The following is a 15,645-nucleotide window of genomic DNA, read 5'->3' as shown; positions in this document are numbered from 1 at the left end:
CCCTGCAAATCGTATTGTTTCAAATACGCAAAACTTTCATAACCTTCTCTGAATAACTAGAATAGCGGGCATTTACTTTTTCTACGAACCAGGACCCCATCCATGAGTAAGTCTGAAAACCTCTACAGCGCAGCACGCGAACTTATCCCCGGCGGCGTTAACTCCCCAGTTCGCGCCTTTACTGGCGTGGGTGGTACTCCGCTGTTTATTGAAAAAGCGGACGGCGCATATCTGTATGATGTCGATGGTAAAGCCTATATCGATTATGTCGGCTCCTGGGGGCCGATGGTGCTGGGTCATAACCACCCGGCAATTCGCAATGCCGTGATTGAAGCTGCAGAGCGCGGTTTAAGCTTCGGCGCACCGACCGAGATGGAAGTCAAAATGGCGGCGCTGGTCACTGAGTTAGTGCCAACCATGGATATGGTACGTATGGTGAACTCCGGTACCGAAGCCACAATGAGCGCGATCCGTCTGGCGCGTGGTTTCACTGGCCGCGATAAAATCATCAAATTTGAAGGCTGCTACCACGGTCATGCTGACTGCCTGCTGGTAAAAGCCGGTTCCGGCGCACTGACGCTTGGCCAGCCAAACTCTCCGGGCGTTCCGGCGGATTTTGCGAAGCATACCCTGACTTGTACCTATAACGATCTGTCCTCGGTTCGTGCGGCATTCGAGCAGTATCCGCAGGAGATCGCCTGTATTATCGTTGAACCGGTTGCGGGTAACATGAACTGCATCCCGCCGCTGCCAGAATTCCTGCCAGGCCTGCGTGCGCTGTGTGACGAGTTTGGTGCGCTGTTGATCATCGATGAAGTGATGACCGGTTTCCGCGTCGCACTGGCGGGCGCGCAGGATTACTACGGTGTCGTGCCGGATCTGACCTGCCTGGGTAAAATCATCGGTGGCGGGATGCCTGTTGGCGCATTCGGCGGTCGTCGTGATGTGATGGACGCACTGGCCCCAACCGGTCCGGTTTACCAGGCGGGAACACTTTCAGGTAACCCGATTGCGATGGCGGCAGGATTCGCCTGTCTGAATGAAGTCGCCCAGCCGGGGATTCATGAGACGCTGAACGAACTGACGACGCGCCTGGCGGAAGGCCTGCTGGAAGCCGCCCAGGAAGCCAATATTCCACTGGTGGTTAACCATGTCGGCGGGATGTTCGGGATTTTCTTCACTGATGCAGAAACCGTAACCTGCTATCAGGACGTGATGTCCTGCGACGTTGAACGCTTTAAGCGCTTTTTCCATATGATGCTGGATGAAGGCGTTTACCTGGCACCGTCCGCCTTTGAAGCAGGCTTTATGTCTGTCGCGCACAGCGAAGAAGATATCAATAACACCATCGACGCCGCGCGTCGGGTGTTTGCGAAGCTGTGATCCATTCGCCTCGCCTGTTAAGGCGAGGCGTTTACATTACCGACTCTGCTTTCTCAACAAATAGATAAAGTACGGCGCACCAATAAACGTCGACAGTAATCCCGCCGGGATCTGATACGGAAACAGCACCATTCTGCCGCACCAGTCGGCAAACACCAGCAGCACGCCCCCCGCCAGCGCGGATATCACCATATGCGGCATCGTACGTCGAAAACCTAACATCCGCGCGATATGCGGCGCCATCAGCCCCACAAAGCTCAACGACCCAATGGTCATGGTCGCCGTCGCGGTCAGACCCGCAGCCAACATAAGTAAGCCAACACGCGACGGCGTTAATGCCATACCGACAGCCCGTGCAGTGTCCCCCCCTAACGGGAGAATCGTCAACCAGCGGCGGCACAACGGCGTTATCGCCAGCAGAATGATCATCACAATGCCGGTACGCAAAACCTGTTCACTGGAAGCGTTATAGGTCGAACCGGACATCCAGGTCAGAATGCCCGCCATGCGTGGATCGCCGCTTGCCTGCAGCATCATCAGCAACATAGTGAAAGCGGTGCTGAGCGCCATCCCCGCCAACAGCATCCTGTGCGGAGAGAAACCTCCACGTCCGGCGGCAACCATAATGATTAACAGCGTCACCGCCGCACCGAGACTCCCCGCCGGCAGCAACCAGCCAAACGCGTTTCCGGGCACCAGAAACAGCATCAGTACGACGCCGAAAGCCGCACCAGAGCTAATCCCCAACACTTCCGGGCTGGCCATCGGATTACCGGTCAAACGCTGAATAATACAGCCCGCCACAGCCAGCATTACACCAGCCACCAGTGCAGCCAGGATGCGCGGCCAGCGCCAGGGCATCAGTTCATCCAGCATTGCGCCACTGGCCCAGTTCCAGCCGTGAGCATCACGACCCAATGACAACGCAACCACAACCGTCAGCAACAATATTGCGCCCCCAGCCAGTGCGAACATCAGCACGTGCTGGCGCTCAGCGGCGACACGGTTGCTGGCATTCATATCCGGCGCACTTATGCTCTTCAGACGCGGCAGCAACCACAGCAGTAGCGGCGCGCCAATCAACGCTGTTACCGAACCGGTGGAAACTTCCATCCACACGCGAGTGAGCCACAAAATAATTTGATCGGAGAGCCAGAGGATGAGTGCACCAATCAGCGGGGCCAGCATCAGACGCGCCAGCAAACGCCGCGCGCCGAGCATTTTCGCCAGCAGCGGTGCAAACAGGCCGATAAAACCGATAATCCCCACCGCGTTAACCAGCAAGGCACTCAGCACAATCGCCAGCGTTAATGCCGCCAGTCGCGCCAATGAGAGCGCCAGACCGAGATTACGCGCCACACCGTCATCCAGTCCCATGAGCGTCATTGGACGTAGTAACAGCAGCGTCAACATCACGCCCCCCACCAGTTGCGGCCACAGTCTTTGCACCCCGCTCCAGTCGGTTTGGGTCAGCGTTCCGCTGCTCCACAAAAACATGCTTTGTAGCTGATCGTGATGGAAAATCACCATCAATTGATTAATCGCGCCACAGTACAGGCTGACCACCAGGCCCGCGAGGATCAACGTCACAGGAGAAAGTCGTTTGCCCCAGGCGACGCCAAACACCAGCGCCCCAACGATACAAGCCCCTGCCAGCGCCGCAAATTGTGTCGTCAGTGCGCCAGGAATAGCCCATAGCGTAGTCACCGTGATGCCCAGTTGCGCCCCGGTTGCAACACCCAGCGTAGTCGGTTCCGCCAGCGGGTTACGCAGTACCTGCTGAAACAGCACACCAACCAGTCCCAGCCCGGCTCCCACCAGTAACGCGATGACCAACCTCGGCAGCAGACTGAAATGGAACACCATCTGCTCAATGACATCGATATCCGGTGACCAGATTGCCTGTTGCCACTGGCTACGCGGCAGAGCAGCGGAGAAGTTAACCCCGGTGAGCCAACAGGCCGCGATAAACAGAATCGTGAGCAGAAGCGCCGGGAACAACGCAATACGTTTACTCACGCTTTGCCTCCCAGCGCATTATCAAGGATGCGCGCGAAGTGCATAGCCGATAGCGTGGCACCATAGAACCAGACGGCAGGGACGCGCTGAAAACGCCCGCTACGGACAAACGGCATCGCCTGCCACAACGGTGTGGACATCAGTGCTTGCATATCCTTGCTGTTACCGTGATCAAAACACAGCACATCAACATCTTTGTAGGCGGCAAGCCGATCGATCCCTACCGCGGTGCTGCCCCAAAAGTTGGTTTCACCCTGCCAGGCGTTGCAGATCCCGTACTCATCCAGCACTTCCTGGAACAAGCAGTTAGGACCAAATACCAGCATATGGCGAGGATCGAGCAGGGTCATCAGCAGTAATGGCCGGGAACCTCGCTGAATAAAGCGCGGTTTCAGGCTGGCAATCAGGTGTTCGTACTGCGACAGATGACGTTCGGCAGTGGTCTGCAGATTCAACAACTGCGCCAGTTCTTGCAATGACTGACGTGCAACCGCCAGCGGCTTTTTGCCATCGCTGAAGTTAAAGCCACGACCCGGCGCAATACGTGCAAGCTTCTCAGGTGCCGGACCGTAACCAGCCGACCAGACCATAAATGAGGGTTTCATTTCGGTCAGCAGTTCGAGGTTCGGTTCAGTACGTAATCCGACATCGATGACGGAGTCCGGTAGCACAGGTTCGTTGACCCACAATTTGTAGTTTAGAATATCCGCGACACCGTAAGGTGCAATACCCAGCGCCAGCAGCAGCTCAACCGGAAGCCATTCCAGCGCGACAATACGCTGTGGATCAACCGCCGCCGCGCGGGCTGTATTCATTTGCCACAGTAGCGGCGATAGCGCCATTGCCGTTAGCAGTCGTCGACGGGAAAGATGAGGTAATCCAATCATTAATAGACAAAACTCACGGGTGCGGCACCGGCCGGATGCGGCAAAATGCCCATCGGGATGCCGTAAATCAGTTCCAGGGTTTCGCTGCGCATTAATTCTGCTGGCGTCCCCTGAGCAATCATTTCGCCACCACGCAGCGCCACCAGATAATCACAGTAGCGGGCCGCCATGTTGATATCATGCAGTACGGCAACCACCGTCAATCCACGTTGTTGGCTCAAGCGATGCACCAGCGCCAGAACATCAACCTGATGTGCGATATCCAGCGCCGAGGTCGGTTCGTCAAGCAGCAGACAACGGCTGTCTTGTGCCACCAGCATGGCGATCCACGCACGCTGACGCTCGCCACCCGACAAGCTATCCACCAGGCGATGCGCCAGCGGTTTGAGCCCAACAAGCGTAATTGCCTCTTCCACTTTCTCTCTGTCAGTCACGCCAAAACGTCCCAGCGCCCCATGCCAGGGATAACGACCAATCGCCACCAGTTCACGCACCGTCATCCCTTCCGCCTGCGGCAATTGCTGCGGTAAATAAGCGACCTTACGGGCAAATGCTTTGCTGCTCCAGTTCTCAAGCGGCTGCTCGTCGAGCAGAATATCGCCTTCTGAAGGAGGCTGATGACGTCCCAGCATCTTCAATAAGGTCGATTTACCAGAGCCGTTATGACCGATAAGGCCAGTCACTTTTCCCACGGGAAACGTTAACGAGAGGGGATGCAAAAGCGTGCGGCCAGGCACACGAAAGGAGACGTTACTCAACGCAAAAGTGGTGTCGGGATGGGATCTGTTTTCCTGCATAGCGGCCAACTTGTAAAACGGGCACGCAAAGCGTGCCCAAAGAGAAATTAGAAACGGAAGGTTGCTGTTGCAACGACCTGACGTTCTGCGCCCCAGAAACAGCCATAAGTGTTGAAACAGCTGGCAACGTACTCACGATCAAGCAAATTGTTCACATGCAACGCTACGTTGGAACCCGCCATACCGACACGCGCCAGATCGTATCGTACTAACGCATCCACTACCGTGTAGCTTCCCACTTTGAAGGAGTTTGCCGGATCGCCGTAGCTTGAGCCGGTTAAACGTGCGCCAGTTCCCAGCGTCAGGCCAGATAATGCGCCGTCATAGATGGTGTAATCACCCCACAGTGATGCCATATGTTTTGGCACCTGAGCAGGCGTGTTGCCTTTGTAGTTGGTGTCAGTGGTGTATTCCGCATCGGTATAGGTATAAGAACCAACCACGTTAACGCTTGCTGACAGCGCTGCTTTGGCTTCAATTTCAACACCGCGTGAACGAATTTCACCACCTTCAACCGAGAAGATCGAACCAGACGGATCAGCCATCAGATTGTTGGTTTTAGTCAACTGGTAAACGGCACCGGTCAACACAATCGGACGATCGCTCGGCACATACTTCACACCCGCTTCGTACTGCTTACCTTTAGATGGAGCAAAGATGTTGCCGCTTGCCCCCGTCTGGGAAGCCGGTTCAAAGGATTCACTGTAACTGAAGTAAGGTGTTACGCCATTATCGAACAGATAGTTCACACCGCCACGCCAGGTGAACTGCTTATCATCACGGGAATCCGTAACGCCAGAAACACGGTTCAGAGAGTCCTGTTTAGCCCAGTCGTAACGACCGCCCAAAGTCACCAGCACCTTATCCCACTGCATCTGATCCTGCGCATACAGGCCAGTCTGTTTCTGTTTATTCAGGACACGGTAGGCAGCGCCAGGACCAGGATGCGAACCAAAATCGAAGTCGCTGCGATCAAGATTATAGATATCGGACGGAGGTACTGACCCGGCCCAACCAAACCAGGAGTCGATATCGTTACGCATACGCATAAAATCAACGCCGGTCAGCAGGGTATGATCCAGAGAACCGGTGGTGAATTTACTCTGCAACTGGGTATCAACAGCGAAGTTCTGCAATTTCTCATTATCGTCAACATACTGACGAGTCAGCGTATGATCCCAATCTGATTGAGGGACACTGGCGCAAGGACTGTTTGCCGGATCCTTTGTATAAAGTGGATCGGAGCACATACCATAGCCATACACGCTTTTCTGCGACACTTTGTTTTGCGCATAACGTAGATTCTGACGCACGGTGAAGGTGTCGTTAAATTCGTGGTCGAAGCTGTAACCTACCATCTTCTCATTACGAGAGTAGGTATTGTTGTTCGCACCTTCGTTGAAATCGGTTGGCAGACGCGAACCGTTTGGCAACTTAGACACAGTCCCCTCTTTCGGCAACCAGCCGTAATAACCCGTTTCCGGCTCGTTCTGGAAGTAGGAAAGGAAGGTGAAGTTCGTCTTATCATCCGGACGCCATGAGAAAGATGGCGCGATAGCATAACGTTGTTCTTCTGCGCCCTGCTGCTGAGCATTTGCGGAACGTGCCAGGCCGGTCAGACGGTATGAGTACACACCATCGTCATCCAGCGCATCGCTGAAGTCAAAACCGGTCTGGAACAGGCTGTCAGTGCCCATTTTGAACTGAATTTCTTTCAGCGGTTCCGTTGTCGGACGCTTGCTGACCATGTTCAACAACCCACCCGGGTTGCTCTTTCCGTACAGAACGGAAACCGGACCGCGCATCACTTCAGCACGCTCCAGCATATAAGGGTCAATTACAGCATCGTTGTAGAAGTTGCCCTGCATCTTCAGGCCATTCAGATAGTTATTCTGACTTTGACCATCTGCGGCAAATCCACGAATAATCAGGTAGTCATAGGTATTGGACGCGCCACGCGTGCCCACGGCAACGCCAGGGGTGTAGCTGAGCGCCTCTTTAACCGATTTTGGCTGATGCAATGCCATCTCTTCGGCAGTGACCACTGAAATAGACTGCGGAACTTTCTGAATAGGGGTATCGGTTTTGGTCGCCGTAGCAGACTGGCGTGCGGCGATGGTTGCAGCTGGCCCCCATGCGCTTTCTTGTGCGGCAGGAGCTGCGGTTACGGTGATGGTTTCTTCTTTCGGTTGAACCGCCGCCTGTGCATACACAGACATGCCGCTAACCGCTGTGGCTACCACAACTGCGATTTTACGCAGCGATGAACTCGGCTGAGCAGTTTTAAGACGCGCCATTGGTATTTCTCTGATGAAAGTGAATGATAACGTAAACGAGAATTATTATTATAACGAGAGCATAATATTCGAAACGCTGGCGAGATAGCAAGCGATACGCGCCCCTACTAAAACTGAGGGGTTAAGAAATAACCAGATGAAAAGAAAGGGTTAATAAATTAGGCTGGAATGTTGTTTGCCCGGAACCGGATGTGAGAAAAGAAAAACCCGCCGGAGCGGGTTTTGGGAGAGGTTAGTTACTGCCAAACATATCTTTGATCCAGCCAGCCACACCGTCGCCGTCTTTCTTCTCTGGCTGCGGCGCTTGTTGCTGTTGCTGCTGTTGTTGAGGCTGTTGCTGCGGCGTTGACTGATCAAACGGATTGCCCGACTGCTGCTGTGCCTCACCTTGCTGACAGAGCGAATCCGGATCGCTTGTCCACACCGGGAGCGTACGCATCCCGCCGCTACATACGAAGTTACCGTCGTAATCGACGCCCATATCCACAATATCTTCCGGCGGCGTCAGCGTAAGCGGTGTGGGTGTCTGGTTTGCCAGATAACGCTGGTAAATCGACATCGCCCCGCTTGCACCGTACAACTTGGTTGGCTGGTTGTTATCGCGGCCTACCCAGGTAATCGTCACCTGGCTGCCGTCGATACCGGCAAACCAGGTATCCACGTTGTTGTTGGTGGTCCCGGTTTTCCCTGCCAGATGGAGGCCTGGGTACTTCGCGCCCAGTTGACGACCCGTACCGCGTTGAACCACCTGTTGCATCGTCCACAGCGTCATATATGCCGCCTGCGCCGGAACTGCGCGTTCTGCCTGCGGGAAGCTTTGATACAACACAGTCCCATCTTCAGCAATGACCGAACGCAGTGCTGATAATGGCGCACGGTTACCCCCGCTGGCGATGGTCTGGAACGCCTGCGCCACTTCAATTGGCGTCAGGTTCAACGCCCCCAGCAGCATGGCCGGAACCGGATTGAGCTGATCTTTCGGCGCACCCAGTTTCACCCAGGTATCGGTGACGGCAGGTAAGCCCAGCGCCATCCCCAGATTGACGGTCGGCACGTTCATGGAACGTGTTAACGCATCCACCAGCATCACTTTACCGCTTTCGCTGTAGCGACGGTCATCGTTTTGTGGGGACCACACCTGGCCGTTCGGCTGGCGCAGAGCAATCGGCGCATCGGCGATCCAGGTATTCAGGCGATACAGCTTCGGCTGGCTCAGCGCCGTCAGATAGGTTGCTGGTTTTGCCAGAGAACCGATGGAACGACGGGCCTGCATCGCGCGGTTATAGCCCGCAAACTGCGGCTCTGCCCCGCCAACCATGGCACGAACTTCACCACTGAAGCGGTCCACGACCACAATCGCCGTTTCCAGATCGCTCAACTTACGCTGCTTCTTCAGCACCGGAATGCCTTCCACTGCCGCTTTTTCTGCCGCATCCTGCGCCACGGAATCAAAGGTGGTGAAAATTTTCACACCGGAGAGATCTTTGACTTTATCGCCCAGCTTCGCCTGTAGCTCCTGGCGTACCATCTGCATAAATGCCGGCTGCGGTGAAATCACCCCACCGCGTGGCTGCACGCCTAACGGACGTGCGCTTAACATGTCATACAGATCCTGGTCGATAATCTGCTGCTGCTGTAGCAAACGCAGCACCAGGTTACGACGCTCCAGCGCCAGTTTCGGGTTACGCCACGGATTGTAGATCGACGCCCCTTTCACCATTCCCACCAGAAGCGCTTGCTGATCGAGGCTCAGCTCTTCTACCGGACGACCAAAATAGTACAGGCTCGCCAGCGGGAAGCCACGGATCTCGTTGTCGCCGCTCTGACCGAGGTACACCTCATTCATATACAGTTCAAGAATGCGGTCTTTGCTGTAGCGCGCATCCATCAACAGCGCCATATAGGCTTCGTTGGCCTTACGCCAGTAGGAACGCTCGCTGGAGAGGAACAGGTTTTTCACCAACTGCTGAGTCAGCGTACTGGCCCCCTGTACCGTACGCCCTGCCGTCAGGTTCGCCAGTACCGCACGCCCGATGGAATAAAGACTGACCCCATCATGCTCGTAAAAATGACGATCTTCGGTCGCCAGCAACGTATCCACCAGCAGATCCGGGAAACCGCTGCGCGGAACGAACAAACGCTGCTCACCGTTAGGGGAAGACAGCATGGTGATCAAACGCGGATCGAGACGGAAGAAACCGAACTGGCGGTTGTTATCCATATTCTCAATGGTATCCAGATGATCGCCATCAAAGGTCAGACGCGCACGCACCTGCCCTTCTTTACTGTCCGGGAAGTCAAACGGACGGCGGATCATCTCAATACTGTTCGCCTGCACGGTAAACTCGCCGGGACGCGTCATCTTCGAGACCTGACGATACTGTGTCGCCTCCAGCAGCTTCACCATCTCGTTCTTGCCGATGGGCATTTCTGGTTCAAGGTTCACCATTCGGCCATAAACAGCCGCAGGCAGTTGCCAGACTTTACCATCAATACGGCTGCGAATTTTTTGGTCCAGGTACACGCCATATATCGCGATCAGCACCAAAAAGACGATCGACAGTTTTACCAGCAGCCAGAACCAGCCACGCTTACCACGAGGCTTACGCCCTTTGCCCTTACCCTTACGCGGCATCGGTTCTTCATCCTCATAGTCATCATCATCATAATCGTCGTCATACTCGTCATCTCTGAGTTGACGACGGCTCACCTTTTGTTTCACCGGACGTGTCGGTTTCCCTTTACGTCCAATTGGCTCGCGGTCATTCCCCGCCATGCTTTTTCTCCGCAACATTCAGGCGCAAAGGCCCGATTCTCTGTTCTTCCGTCAGACGACAGAAGAAGAAATCTCTCAATTTATGAATACTTTTTAGTCCGCCGCGTTGGCGCGGTATTCGCCGGATCGTCCGGCCAGACGTGTTTGGGGTAACGCCCTTTCATCTCTTTTTGTACCTCACGGTACGATCCTTTCCAGAACGCGCTCAGATCGCTTGTGACCTGCAGCGGTCGCTGGGCCGGAGAAAGCAGTTCCAGCACCAACGGCACACGCCCCTCGGCGATGGTTGGCGTATCCGCTTCGCCGAACATTTCCTGCATCCTGACCGCCAGTGTCGGGGGGTTATCCTCGTGGTAGCGAATGGCTATCCGGCTTCCCGTCGGCACAGTGTAATGCGCAGGCAGCGAACTCTCCAGACGTTGCAGCATTGACCAGTCCAGTAAACCGCGCAATGCCTGAGCCACATTTAATGCTTTGAGCGCGCGTAAAGAGTGCACACCGCTCATATGCGGCAATAGCCAGCTCTCCAGCGTCGACAGCAGCGAAGCATCATCGACAGCAGGCCAACCGTACTCCGGCAACCAGTTTGCCGCACAGTGCAGACGCAACCGAAACTGTTCAGCCTCCGGCGTCCAGTTGAGCACACTTAGGCCTTTATCGCGAATTCCGTTCAACATGGCCTGATGCAACTCTTCTTCCGAAGGTTTAGCCAGCGGCTGCACTTTAACTGTCAGTTGACCAATGCGCATTCGGCGCAGCGCTTTCAACGTCCCCTGGTTTTCATCCCATTCAATGGTATCTGACTGTCGCAGCAGCTCAGGACACGTCTGTATGACGCTGTCGATATCCAGCGGCAAAGACAGCAAAATGCGAGCATCCGGCGAGGCACTACCCTGTAGCAACAGCGGCGCGATAAGCCACTCATGGCGCGCTGAAGCATCATCAGCATCCAGCATCGCCCCCATCCCGTTCGCCAGTTGATAGCGCCCTTCCTGACCACGGCGCCGGGCAATACGATCGGCAAACGCCTGCGCCAGTAAAGGTGCTAACAGTTCGCTATCAGGCTGGCCTCCCCGCACATTCAGGCGCTTTAATAGCTGCTGGCTACGCAGTTGCCAGGCGGGCTGGTGGCGTGAAAACGCTGTTGTCAGATCGGTACTCCCACCGCGCGGAGGTTCTTCCAGAATTGCCGCCAGCTTTGCTGCCGTTGCCGCTTCGTCGTCATTGTTAGCACTGACGAGCATTGCCGCTAAGCGGGGATCGTTGCCCAGGGCCGCCATTTTCTGTCCGGTGGCACTGAGTCTGTCGCCCTCCAGCGCGCCCAGCATGTGTAATAGCCGCTTTGCTGCCTGTAAATTGACCGTCGGCGGCCTATCCAGCCAGCTTAACTGTGCCGGGTCAGTGCATCCCCATTGCAGCAGTTCCATCAGCAAACCGGATAAATCACTCTGTAAAATCTCGGGCTCACTCTGCGCCGTCGCTCTTTCAGCCTGCTCTTTCGCCAGCAGGTGCAGACAAATACCAGGTTCCAGGCGGCCTGCTCGCCCTGCACGTTGGGTCATTGAGGCCTGACTAATGCGTTGGGTAATCAGTCGCGTCAATCCCGTGCGTGCATCAAAACGCGCCACACGCTCCTGAGCGCAGTCCACCACCAGACGGATACCTTCAATGGTTAAGCTGGTTTCAGCAATATTGGTTGCCAGTACGACTTTACGTCGCCCCGGCGGCGCGGGCAAAATGGCCTGTCGCTGCTCGGTCAGCGATAATGCGCCGTACAGCGGGCACAGCAGGATATCGCTGCCCACGCGGCCTGCCAATTGCTCCTGAACGCGCAGGATCTCCCCCACGCCGGGTAAAAATAGCAGCAACGAGCCACTCTCGTTACGCAGCAACTCCGCAGTGGCAATGGCAACCGCCTCGTCAAAACGCAAATGCGTCGCCAGCGGTTGGTAGCGCCGTTCAACAGGAAACGCACGGCCTTCGGAAACAAGGGTAGGCGCTTCAGGCAACAGCTGCTGCAAACGCCCGTTGTCCAGAGTTGCGGACATAATCAGCAGTTTTAAATCGTCCCGCAGGCCTTGCTGCACGTCCAACAGGAGCGCCAGTGCCAGATCCGCCTGCAGGCTGCGCTCGTGAAACTCATCAAGGATCACCAGACCAACACCCTGCAATTCTGGATCGCGTTGGATCATGCGCGTGAGCACACCTTCTGTGACCACTTCAAGCCGGGTTTGCGGCCCAACGCAATTTTGCGCGCGCATGCGATAACCCACGGTTTCGCCGGGCTTTTCGTTTAGCGACTCCGCCAGTCGTTGTGCCACATTGCGAGCCGCCAGACGACGCGGTTCCAGCAGGATAATGCGCCCCGTAATCCCCTGATGCGTCAGAAGCTGTAGCGGCAGCCAGGTCGATTTCCCGGCCCCCGTCGGCGCGGTCAGCAGGACCTGCGGTGAGGCATCAAGGGCAGTAAGCAGTTCAGGCACTATGGCGGCAACGGGCAATGACGTCACAAATGACTCCAGAGGGTTAACATTCTTCGCGCTGCATTGTAGCATCGCGTTAATTCATAACCGAGTATCCATCATGTCTGAGCCAAAACGGCTGTTCTTTGCCATTGAATTGCCTGCTGAGGTTCGGGAGCAGCTCATCCACTGGCGAGCCGCACAATTTCCACCGGAAGCGGGCCGCCCGGTCGCCGCGGACAATCTGCACCTGACGCTGGCTTTTTTAGGGGATGTTAGTGCGGAGAAACAGCAAGCGCTATCACAGCTGGCCGGACGCATTCGCCAGCCGGCGTTTACGCTCAGGCTGGACGATGCAGGGCAATGGCTGCGTTCGCGGGTCGTATGGCTGGGAATGCGCCAGCCGCCACGCGGGCTATTGCAACTGGCCAATATGCTGCGAGCGCAGGCTGCACGCAGCGGGTGCTACCAAAGCCCACAGCCCTTTCACCCGCATATCACGCTCTTGCGCGATGCCAGCCATGCAGTCGCCATCCCGCCCCCCGGTTTTTGCTGGTCATTTCCGGTTACGGAGTTTGCGCTTTATGCCTCGACATTTGAGCGAGGACGCACGCGCTATTCAACCTTGCAACGCTGGGTGCTGAGCAAATAATCAAGGGTATTCTTCATGCAATTTTCTCCCCCTTTACAACGCGCTACGCTAATTCAGCGCTATAAACGTTTTTTAGCGGATGTGATCACACCTGATGGTACAACCTTGACGCTACACTGCCCAAATACCGGAGCAATGACCGGATGCGCAACCCCTGGTGATACCGTCTGGTATTCAACATCAGAAAATACTAAGCGGAAATATCCACATACCTGGGAGTTAACACAAACCCAATCTGGTGCATTTATTTGTGTTAACACCCTGTGGGCCAATCGCTTAACGAAAGAGGCTATTCAGAATGAACTCATTGCGGAGCTTTCTGGCTACAGCGTGTTGAAAAGTGAAGTAAAATACGGCGCTGAAGGCAGCCGTATTGATTTTTTGTTACAGGCAGATTCCCGGACTGACTGCTATATTGAAGTAAAATCAGTCACGTTGGCGGAAAAAGAGTATGGTTATTTTCCCGATGCCATCACTGAACGAGGTCAGAAACATCTTCGGGAATTGATGAGCGTAGCGGCTGAAGGTAAACGTGCCGTCATATTTTTCGCGGTACTGCATTCAGCCATTACACGGTTTTCACCCGCGCGCCATATCGATGCAAAATATGCGCAGTTATTAGTTGAAGCACAGCTAAAGGGGGTAGAAATTCTGGTTTATAAAGCGGAACTTTCTGCCCATGGTATGACTCTTAAAGAGCCGTTGCCCATTGCCTTGTAATGGTGTAAACAACGGGTTAATTAGTATTCTGGCCGCGTGCGCAAATACGCTTTTCCTCACAGGGTTGTCAAGTGTTACGTTTAGATAATTGCTATCCGGAAAAGCATCTGCTATTTATAGCGACCTGATTTTTCCCCCGAACATGGGGATCGATAGTGCGTGTTAAGGAGAAGCAACATGCAAGAAGGGCAAAACCGTAAAACATCGTCCCTGAGTATTCTCGCCATCGCTGGGGTGGAGCCGTACCAGGAGAAACCGGGCGAAGAGTATATGAACGAAGCCCAGCTGTCGCACTTCAGGCGTATTCTTGAAGCATGGCGTAATCAACTCAGGGATGAAGTCGATCGCACTGTGACTCATATGCAGGACGAAGCGGCTAACTTCCCTGATCCGGTTGACCGTGCCGCACAGGAAGAAGAATTCAGCCTTGAGCTGCGTAACCGTGACCGTGAGCGCAAACTGATCAAAAAGATCGAGAAGACGCTGAAGAAAGTAGAAGACGAAGATTTCGGCTACTGCGAATCATGCGGCGTAGAAATTGGTATTCGTCGTCTGGAAGCCCGTCCGACAGCCGATCTGTGCATCGACTGCAAAACGCTGGCTGAGATTCGCGAAAAACAGATGGCGGGTTAATCTCGTCATTTGTACCACGTTTACTACAGGCGGGAGATTCTCCCGCCTTCTTCTTTTATGTTATCCACAGACATGACAGACAAACGCTATATTGGCCGTTTTGCCCCTTCACCTTCCGGTGAACTGCATTTTGGTTCCCTGGTAGCCGCCCTCGGCAGTTATCTGCAGGCCCGTGCACAGCGCGGAATCTGGCGGGTACGTATTGAAGATATCGATCCTCCTCGTGAAGTTCCCGGTGCTGCAGAGACGATTCTGCGTCAGCTGGAACATTACGGGCTGCACTGGGATGGCGAAATCATGTGGCAGTCGCAACGCCATGACGCCTACCGTGAGGCACTGGCCTGGTTACAACAACAAGATTTAAGCTACTACTGTACCTGTACACGCGCCCGTATTCAGCGTGTTGGCGGGATTTACGACGGTCATTGCCGCGCGTTACGCCACGGGCCGGAAAATGCAGCGGTACGCATCAAGCAACAGCATCCCGTTTTACACTTTAACGACCTGCTGCGCGGCAATATTCACGCCGACCCAGAGCTTGCTCGGGAAGACTTTATTATCCACCGACGCGACGGATTGTTTGCTTATAACCTTGCGGTGGTGGTTGATGACCACTTCCAGGGGGTAACTGAGATTGTACGCGGTGCAGATCTCATCGAACCGACTGTACGCCAAATTTCGTTGTATCAGCAGTTCGGCTGGCAAGTACCGGATTATATTCATCTGCCGTTGGCGCTCAACGAGCAAGGCGCTAAACTTTCTAAGCAGAATCATGCGCCTGCCCTGCCGCAAGGCGATCCACGCCCGATTCTCATCAAGGCGTTGCGCTTCCTCGGTCAGAACACTGCAATACCGTGGCAAGCGCTGAGTGTGGAAGAATTACTGCAAACTGCGGTGCAAAATTGGACGCTTACGACTGTACCGGGTTCAGTGAATGTAAATCCGGCATTCTCAAATGACTCATGCTGAGCTATGATTAGCCGCGATTTTTACACAGCAACACTTGTTCTGACTGAAGT

General features: G+C 54.8%; 11 protein-coding genes. 5 read left to right on the top strand and 6 right to left on the bottom strand.

Features of this window, described 5'->3' with window-relative positions:
- The first annotated feature begins 102 nt into the window (after positions 1-102).
- Complete coding sequence (gene hemL, locus ACLJXE_RS13935) at positions 103-1,383, top strand: glutamate-1-semialdehyde 2,1-aminomutase (RefSeq protein ID WP_410751193.1); 1,281 nt, start codon at positions 103-105, stop codon at positions 1,381-1,383.
- Positions 1,384-1,419: 36 nt separating this feature from the next.
- Here hemL and fhuB read toward each other — a convergent pair whose 3' ends face one another.
- The 6 genes from fhuB to hrpB all read right to left on the bottom strand — a co-directional run bounded on the left by fhuB (position 1,420) and on the right by hrpB (position 12,669).
- On the bottom strand, positions 1,420-3,402 hold the full coding sequence (gene fhuB, locus ACLJXE_RS13930; protein WP_410751192.1) for a Fe(3+)-hydroxamate ABC transporter permease FhuB: 1,983 nt from the start codon (positions 3,400-3,402) through the stop codon (positions 1,420-1,422).
- A complete protein-coding gene (gene fhuD, locus ACLJXE_RS13925) occupies positions 3,399-4,289 on the bottom strand; it encodes a Fe(3+)-hydroxamate ABC transporter substrate-binding protein FhuD (RefSeq protein WP_410751191.1) in 891 nt (296 codons plus the stop codon). The genes fhuB and fhuD overlap by 4 nt, the downstream gene beginning before the upstream one ends.
- The gene (fhuC, locus tag ACLJXE_RS13920) at positions 4,289-5,086 is read right to left on the bottom strand and encodes a Fe3+-hydroxamate ABC transporter ATP-binding protein FhuC (RefSeq protein WP_410751190.1); all 798 of its coding nucleotides are present in this window, start codon (positions 5,084-5,086) and stop codon (positions 4,289-4,291) included. The genes fhuD and fhuC overlap by 1 nt, the downstream gene beginning before the upstream one ends.
- Before the next feature lie 47 nt (positions 5,087-5,133).
- On the bottom strand, positions 5,134-7,383 hold the full coding sequence (gene fhuA / locus ACLJXE_RS13915; RefSeq protein ID WP_286630791.1) for a ferrichrome porin FhuA: 2,250 nt from the start codon (positions 7,381-7,383) through the stop codon (positions 5,134-5,136).
- 232 nt (positions 7,384-7,615) lie between these two features.
- Positions 7,616-10,159 carry a bifunctional glycosyl transferase/transpeptidase gene (gene mrcB, locus ACLJXE_RS13910; RefSeq protein ID WP_410751189.1) on the bottom strand — a complete coding sequence of 848 codons (2,544 nt, stop codon included), beginning with the start codon at positions 10,157-10,159 and terminating at the stop codon, positions 7,616-7,618.
- Positions 10,160-10,239: 80 nt separating this feature from the next.
- Positions 10,240-12,669, bottom strand: a complete 2,430-nt coding sequence (hrpB, locus tag ACLJXE_RS13905; protein WP_410751188.1) for an ATP-dependent helicase HrpB — start codon at positions 12,667-12,669, stop codon at positions 10,240-10,242.
- Between the two features lie 73 nt (positions 12,670-12,742).
- Here hrpB and thpR point away from each other — a divergent pair, with 73 nt between their 5' ends.
- The 4 genes from thpR (at position 12,743) to gluQRS (ending at position 15,595) form a co-directional block, all read left to right on the top strand.
- Entirely contained in the window at positions 12,743-13,273 is a 531-nt protein-coding gene (gene thpR / locus ACLJXE_RS13900; RefSeq protein ID WP_410751187.1) for an RNA 2',3'-cyclic phosphodiesterase, read from the top strand.
- Between the two features lie 15 nt (positions 13,274-13,288).
- Positions 13,289-13,993: a DNA/RNA nuclease SfsA gene (gene sfsA / locus ACLJXE_RS13895; protein WP_410751186.1), complete on the top strand. Its 705-nt coding sequence runs from the start codon at positions 13,289-13,291 to the stop codon at positions 13,991-13,993.
- 177 nt (positions 13,994-14,170) lie between these two features.
- Positions 14,171-14,626, top strand: a complete 456-nt coding sequence (gene dksA / locus ACLJXE_RS13890; protein WP_003829221.1) for an RNA polymerase-binding protein DksA — start codon at positions 14,171-14,173, stop codon at positions 14,624-14,626.
- Between the two features lie 72 nt (positions 14,627-14,698).
- The gene (gene gluQRS / locus ACLJXE_RS13885) at positions 14,699-15,595 is read left to right on the top strand and encodes a tRNA glutamyl-Q(34) synthetase GluQRS (protein WP_410751185.1); all 897 of its coding nucleotides are present in this window, start codon (positions 14,699-14,701) and stop codon (positions 15,593-15,595) included.
- Positions 15,596-15,645: the final 50 nt, after the last annotated feature.

It is taken from the genome of Citrobacter sp. U14242 (genome assembly GCF_046555775.1).
Taxonomy (GTDB): domain Bacteria; phylum Pseudomonadota; class Gammaproteobacteria; order Enterobacterales; family Enterobacteriaceae; genus Citrobacter.
The sequence above is the reverse complement of the archived record's forward strand: the minus strand, read 5'-3'. Positions and strand labels throughout refer to the sequence as shown.

What these genes read in the sequence shown, in the direction of transcription:
- thpR (WP_410751187.1), top strand. Translation starts at nt 12,743, where the DNA reads ATGTCTGAGCCAAAACGGCTGTTCTTTGCCATTGAATTGCCTGCTGAG.
- mrcB (WP_410751189.1), bottom strand. Translation starts at nt 10,159, where the DNA reads ATGGCGGGGAATGACCGCGAGCCAATTGGACGTAAAGGGAAACCGACA.
- gluQRS (WP_410751185.1), top strand. Translation starts at nt 14,699, where the DNA reads ATGACAGACAAACGCTATATTGGCCGTTTTGCCCCTTCACCTTCCGGT.
- fhuA (WP_286630791.1), bottom strand. Translation starts at nt 7,383, where the DNA reads ATGGCGCGTCTTAAAACTGCTCAGCCGAGTTCATCGCTGCGTAAAATC.
- fhuD (WP_410751191.1), bottom strand. Translation starts at nt 4,289, where the DNA reads ATGATTGGATTACCTCATCTTTCCCGTCGACGACTGCTAACGGCAATG.
- fhuC (WP_410751190.1), bottom strand. Translation starts at nt 5,086, where the DNA reads ATGCAGGAAAACAGATCCCATCCCGACACCACTTTTGCGTTGAGTAAC.
- dksA (WP_003829221.1), top strand. Translation starts at nt 14,171, where the DNA reads ATGCAAGAAGGGCAAAACCGTAAAACATCGTCCCTGAGTATTCTCGCC.
- hemL (WP_410751193.1), top strand. Translation starts at nt 103, where the DNA reads ATGAGTAAGTCTGAAAACCTCTACAGCGCAGCACGCGAACTTATCCCC.
- sfsA (WP_410751186.1), top strand. Translation starts at nt 13,289, where the DNA reads ATGCAATTTTCTCCCCCTTTACAACGCGCTACGCTAATTCAGCGCTAT.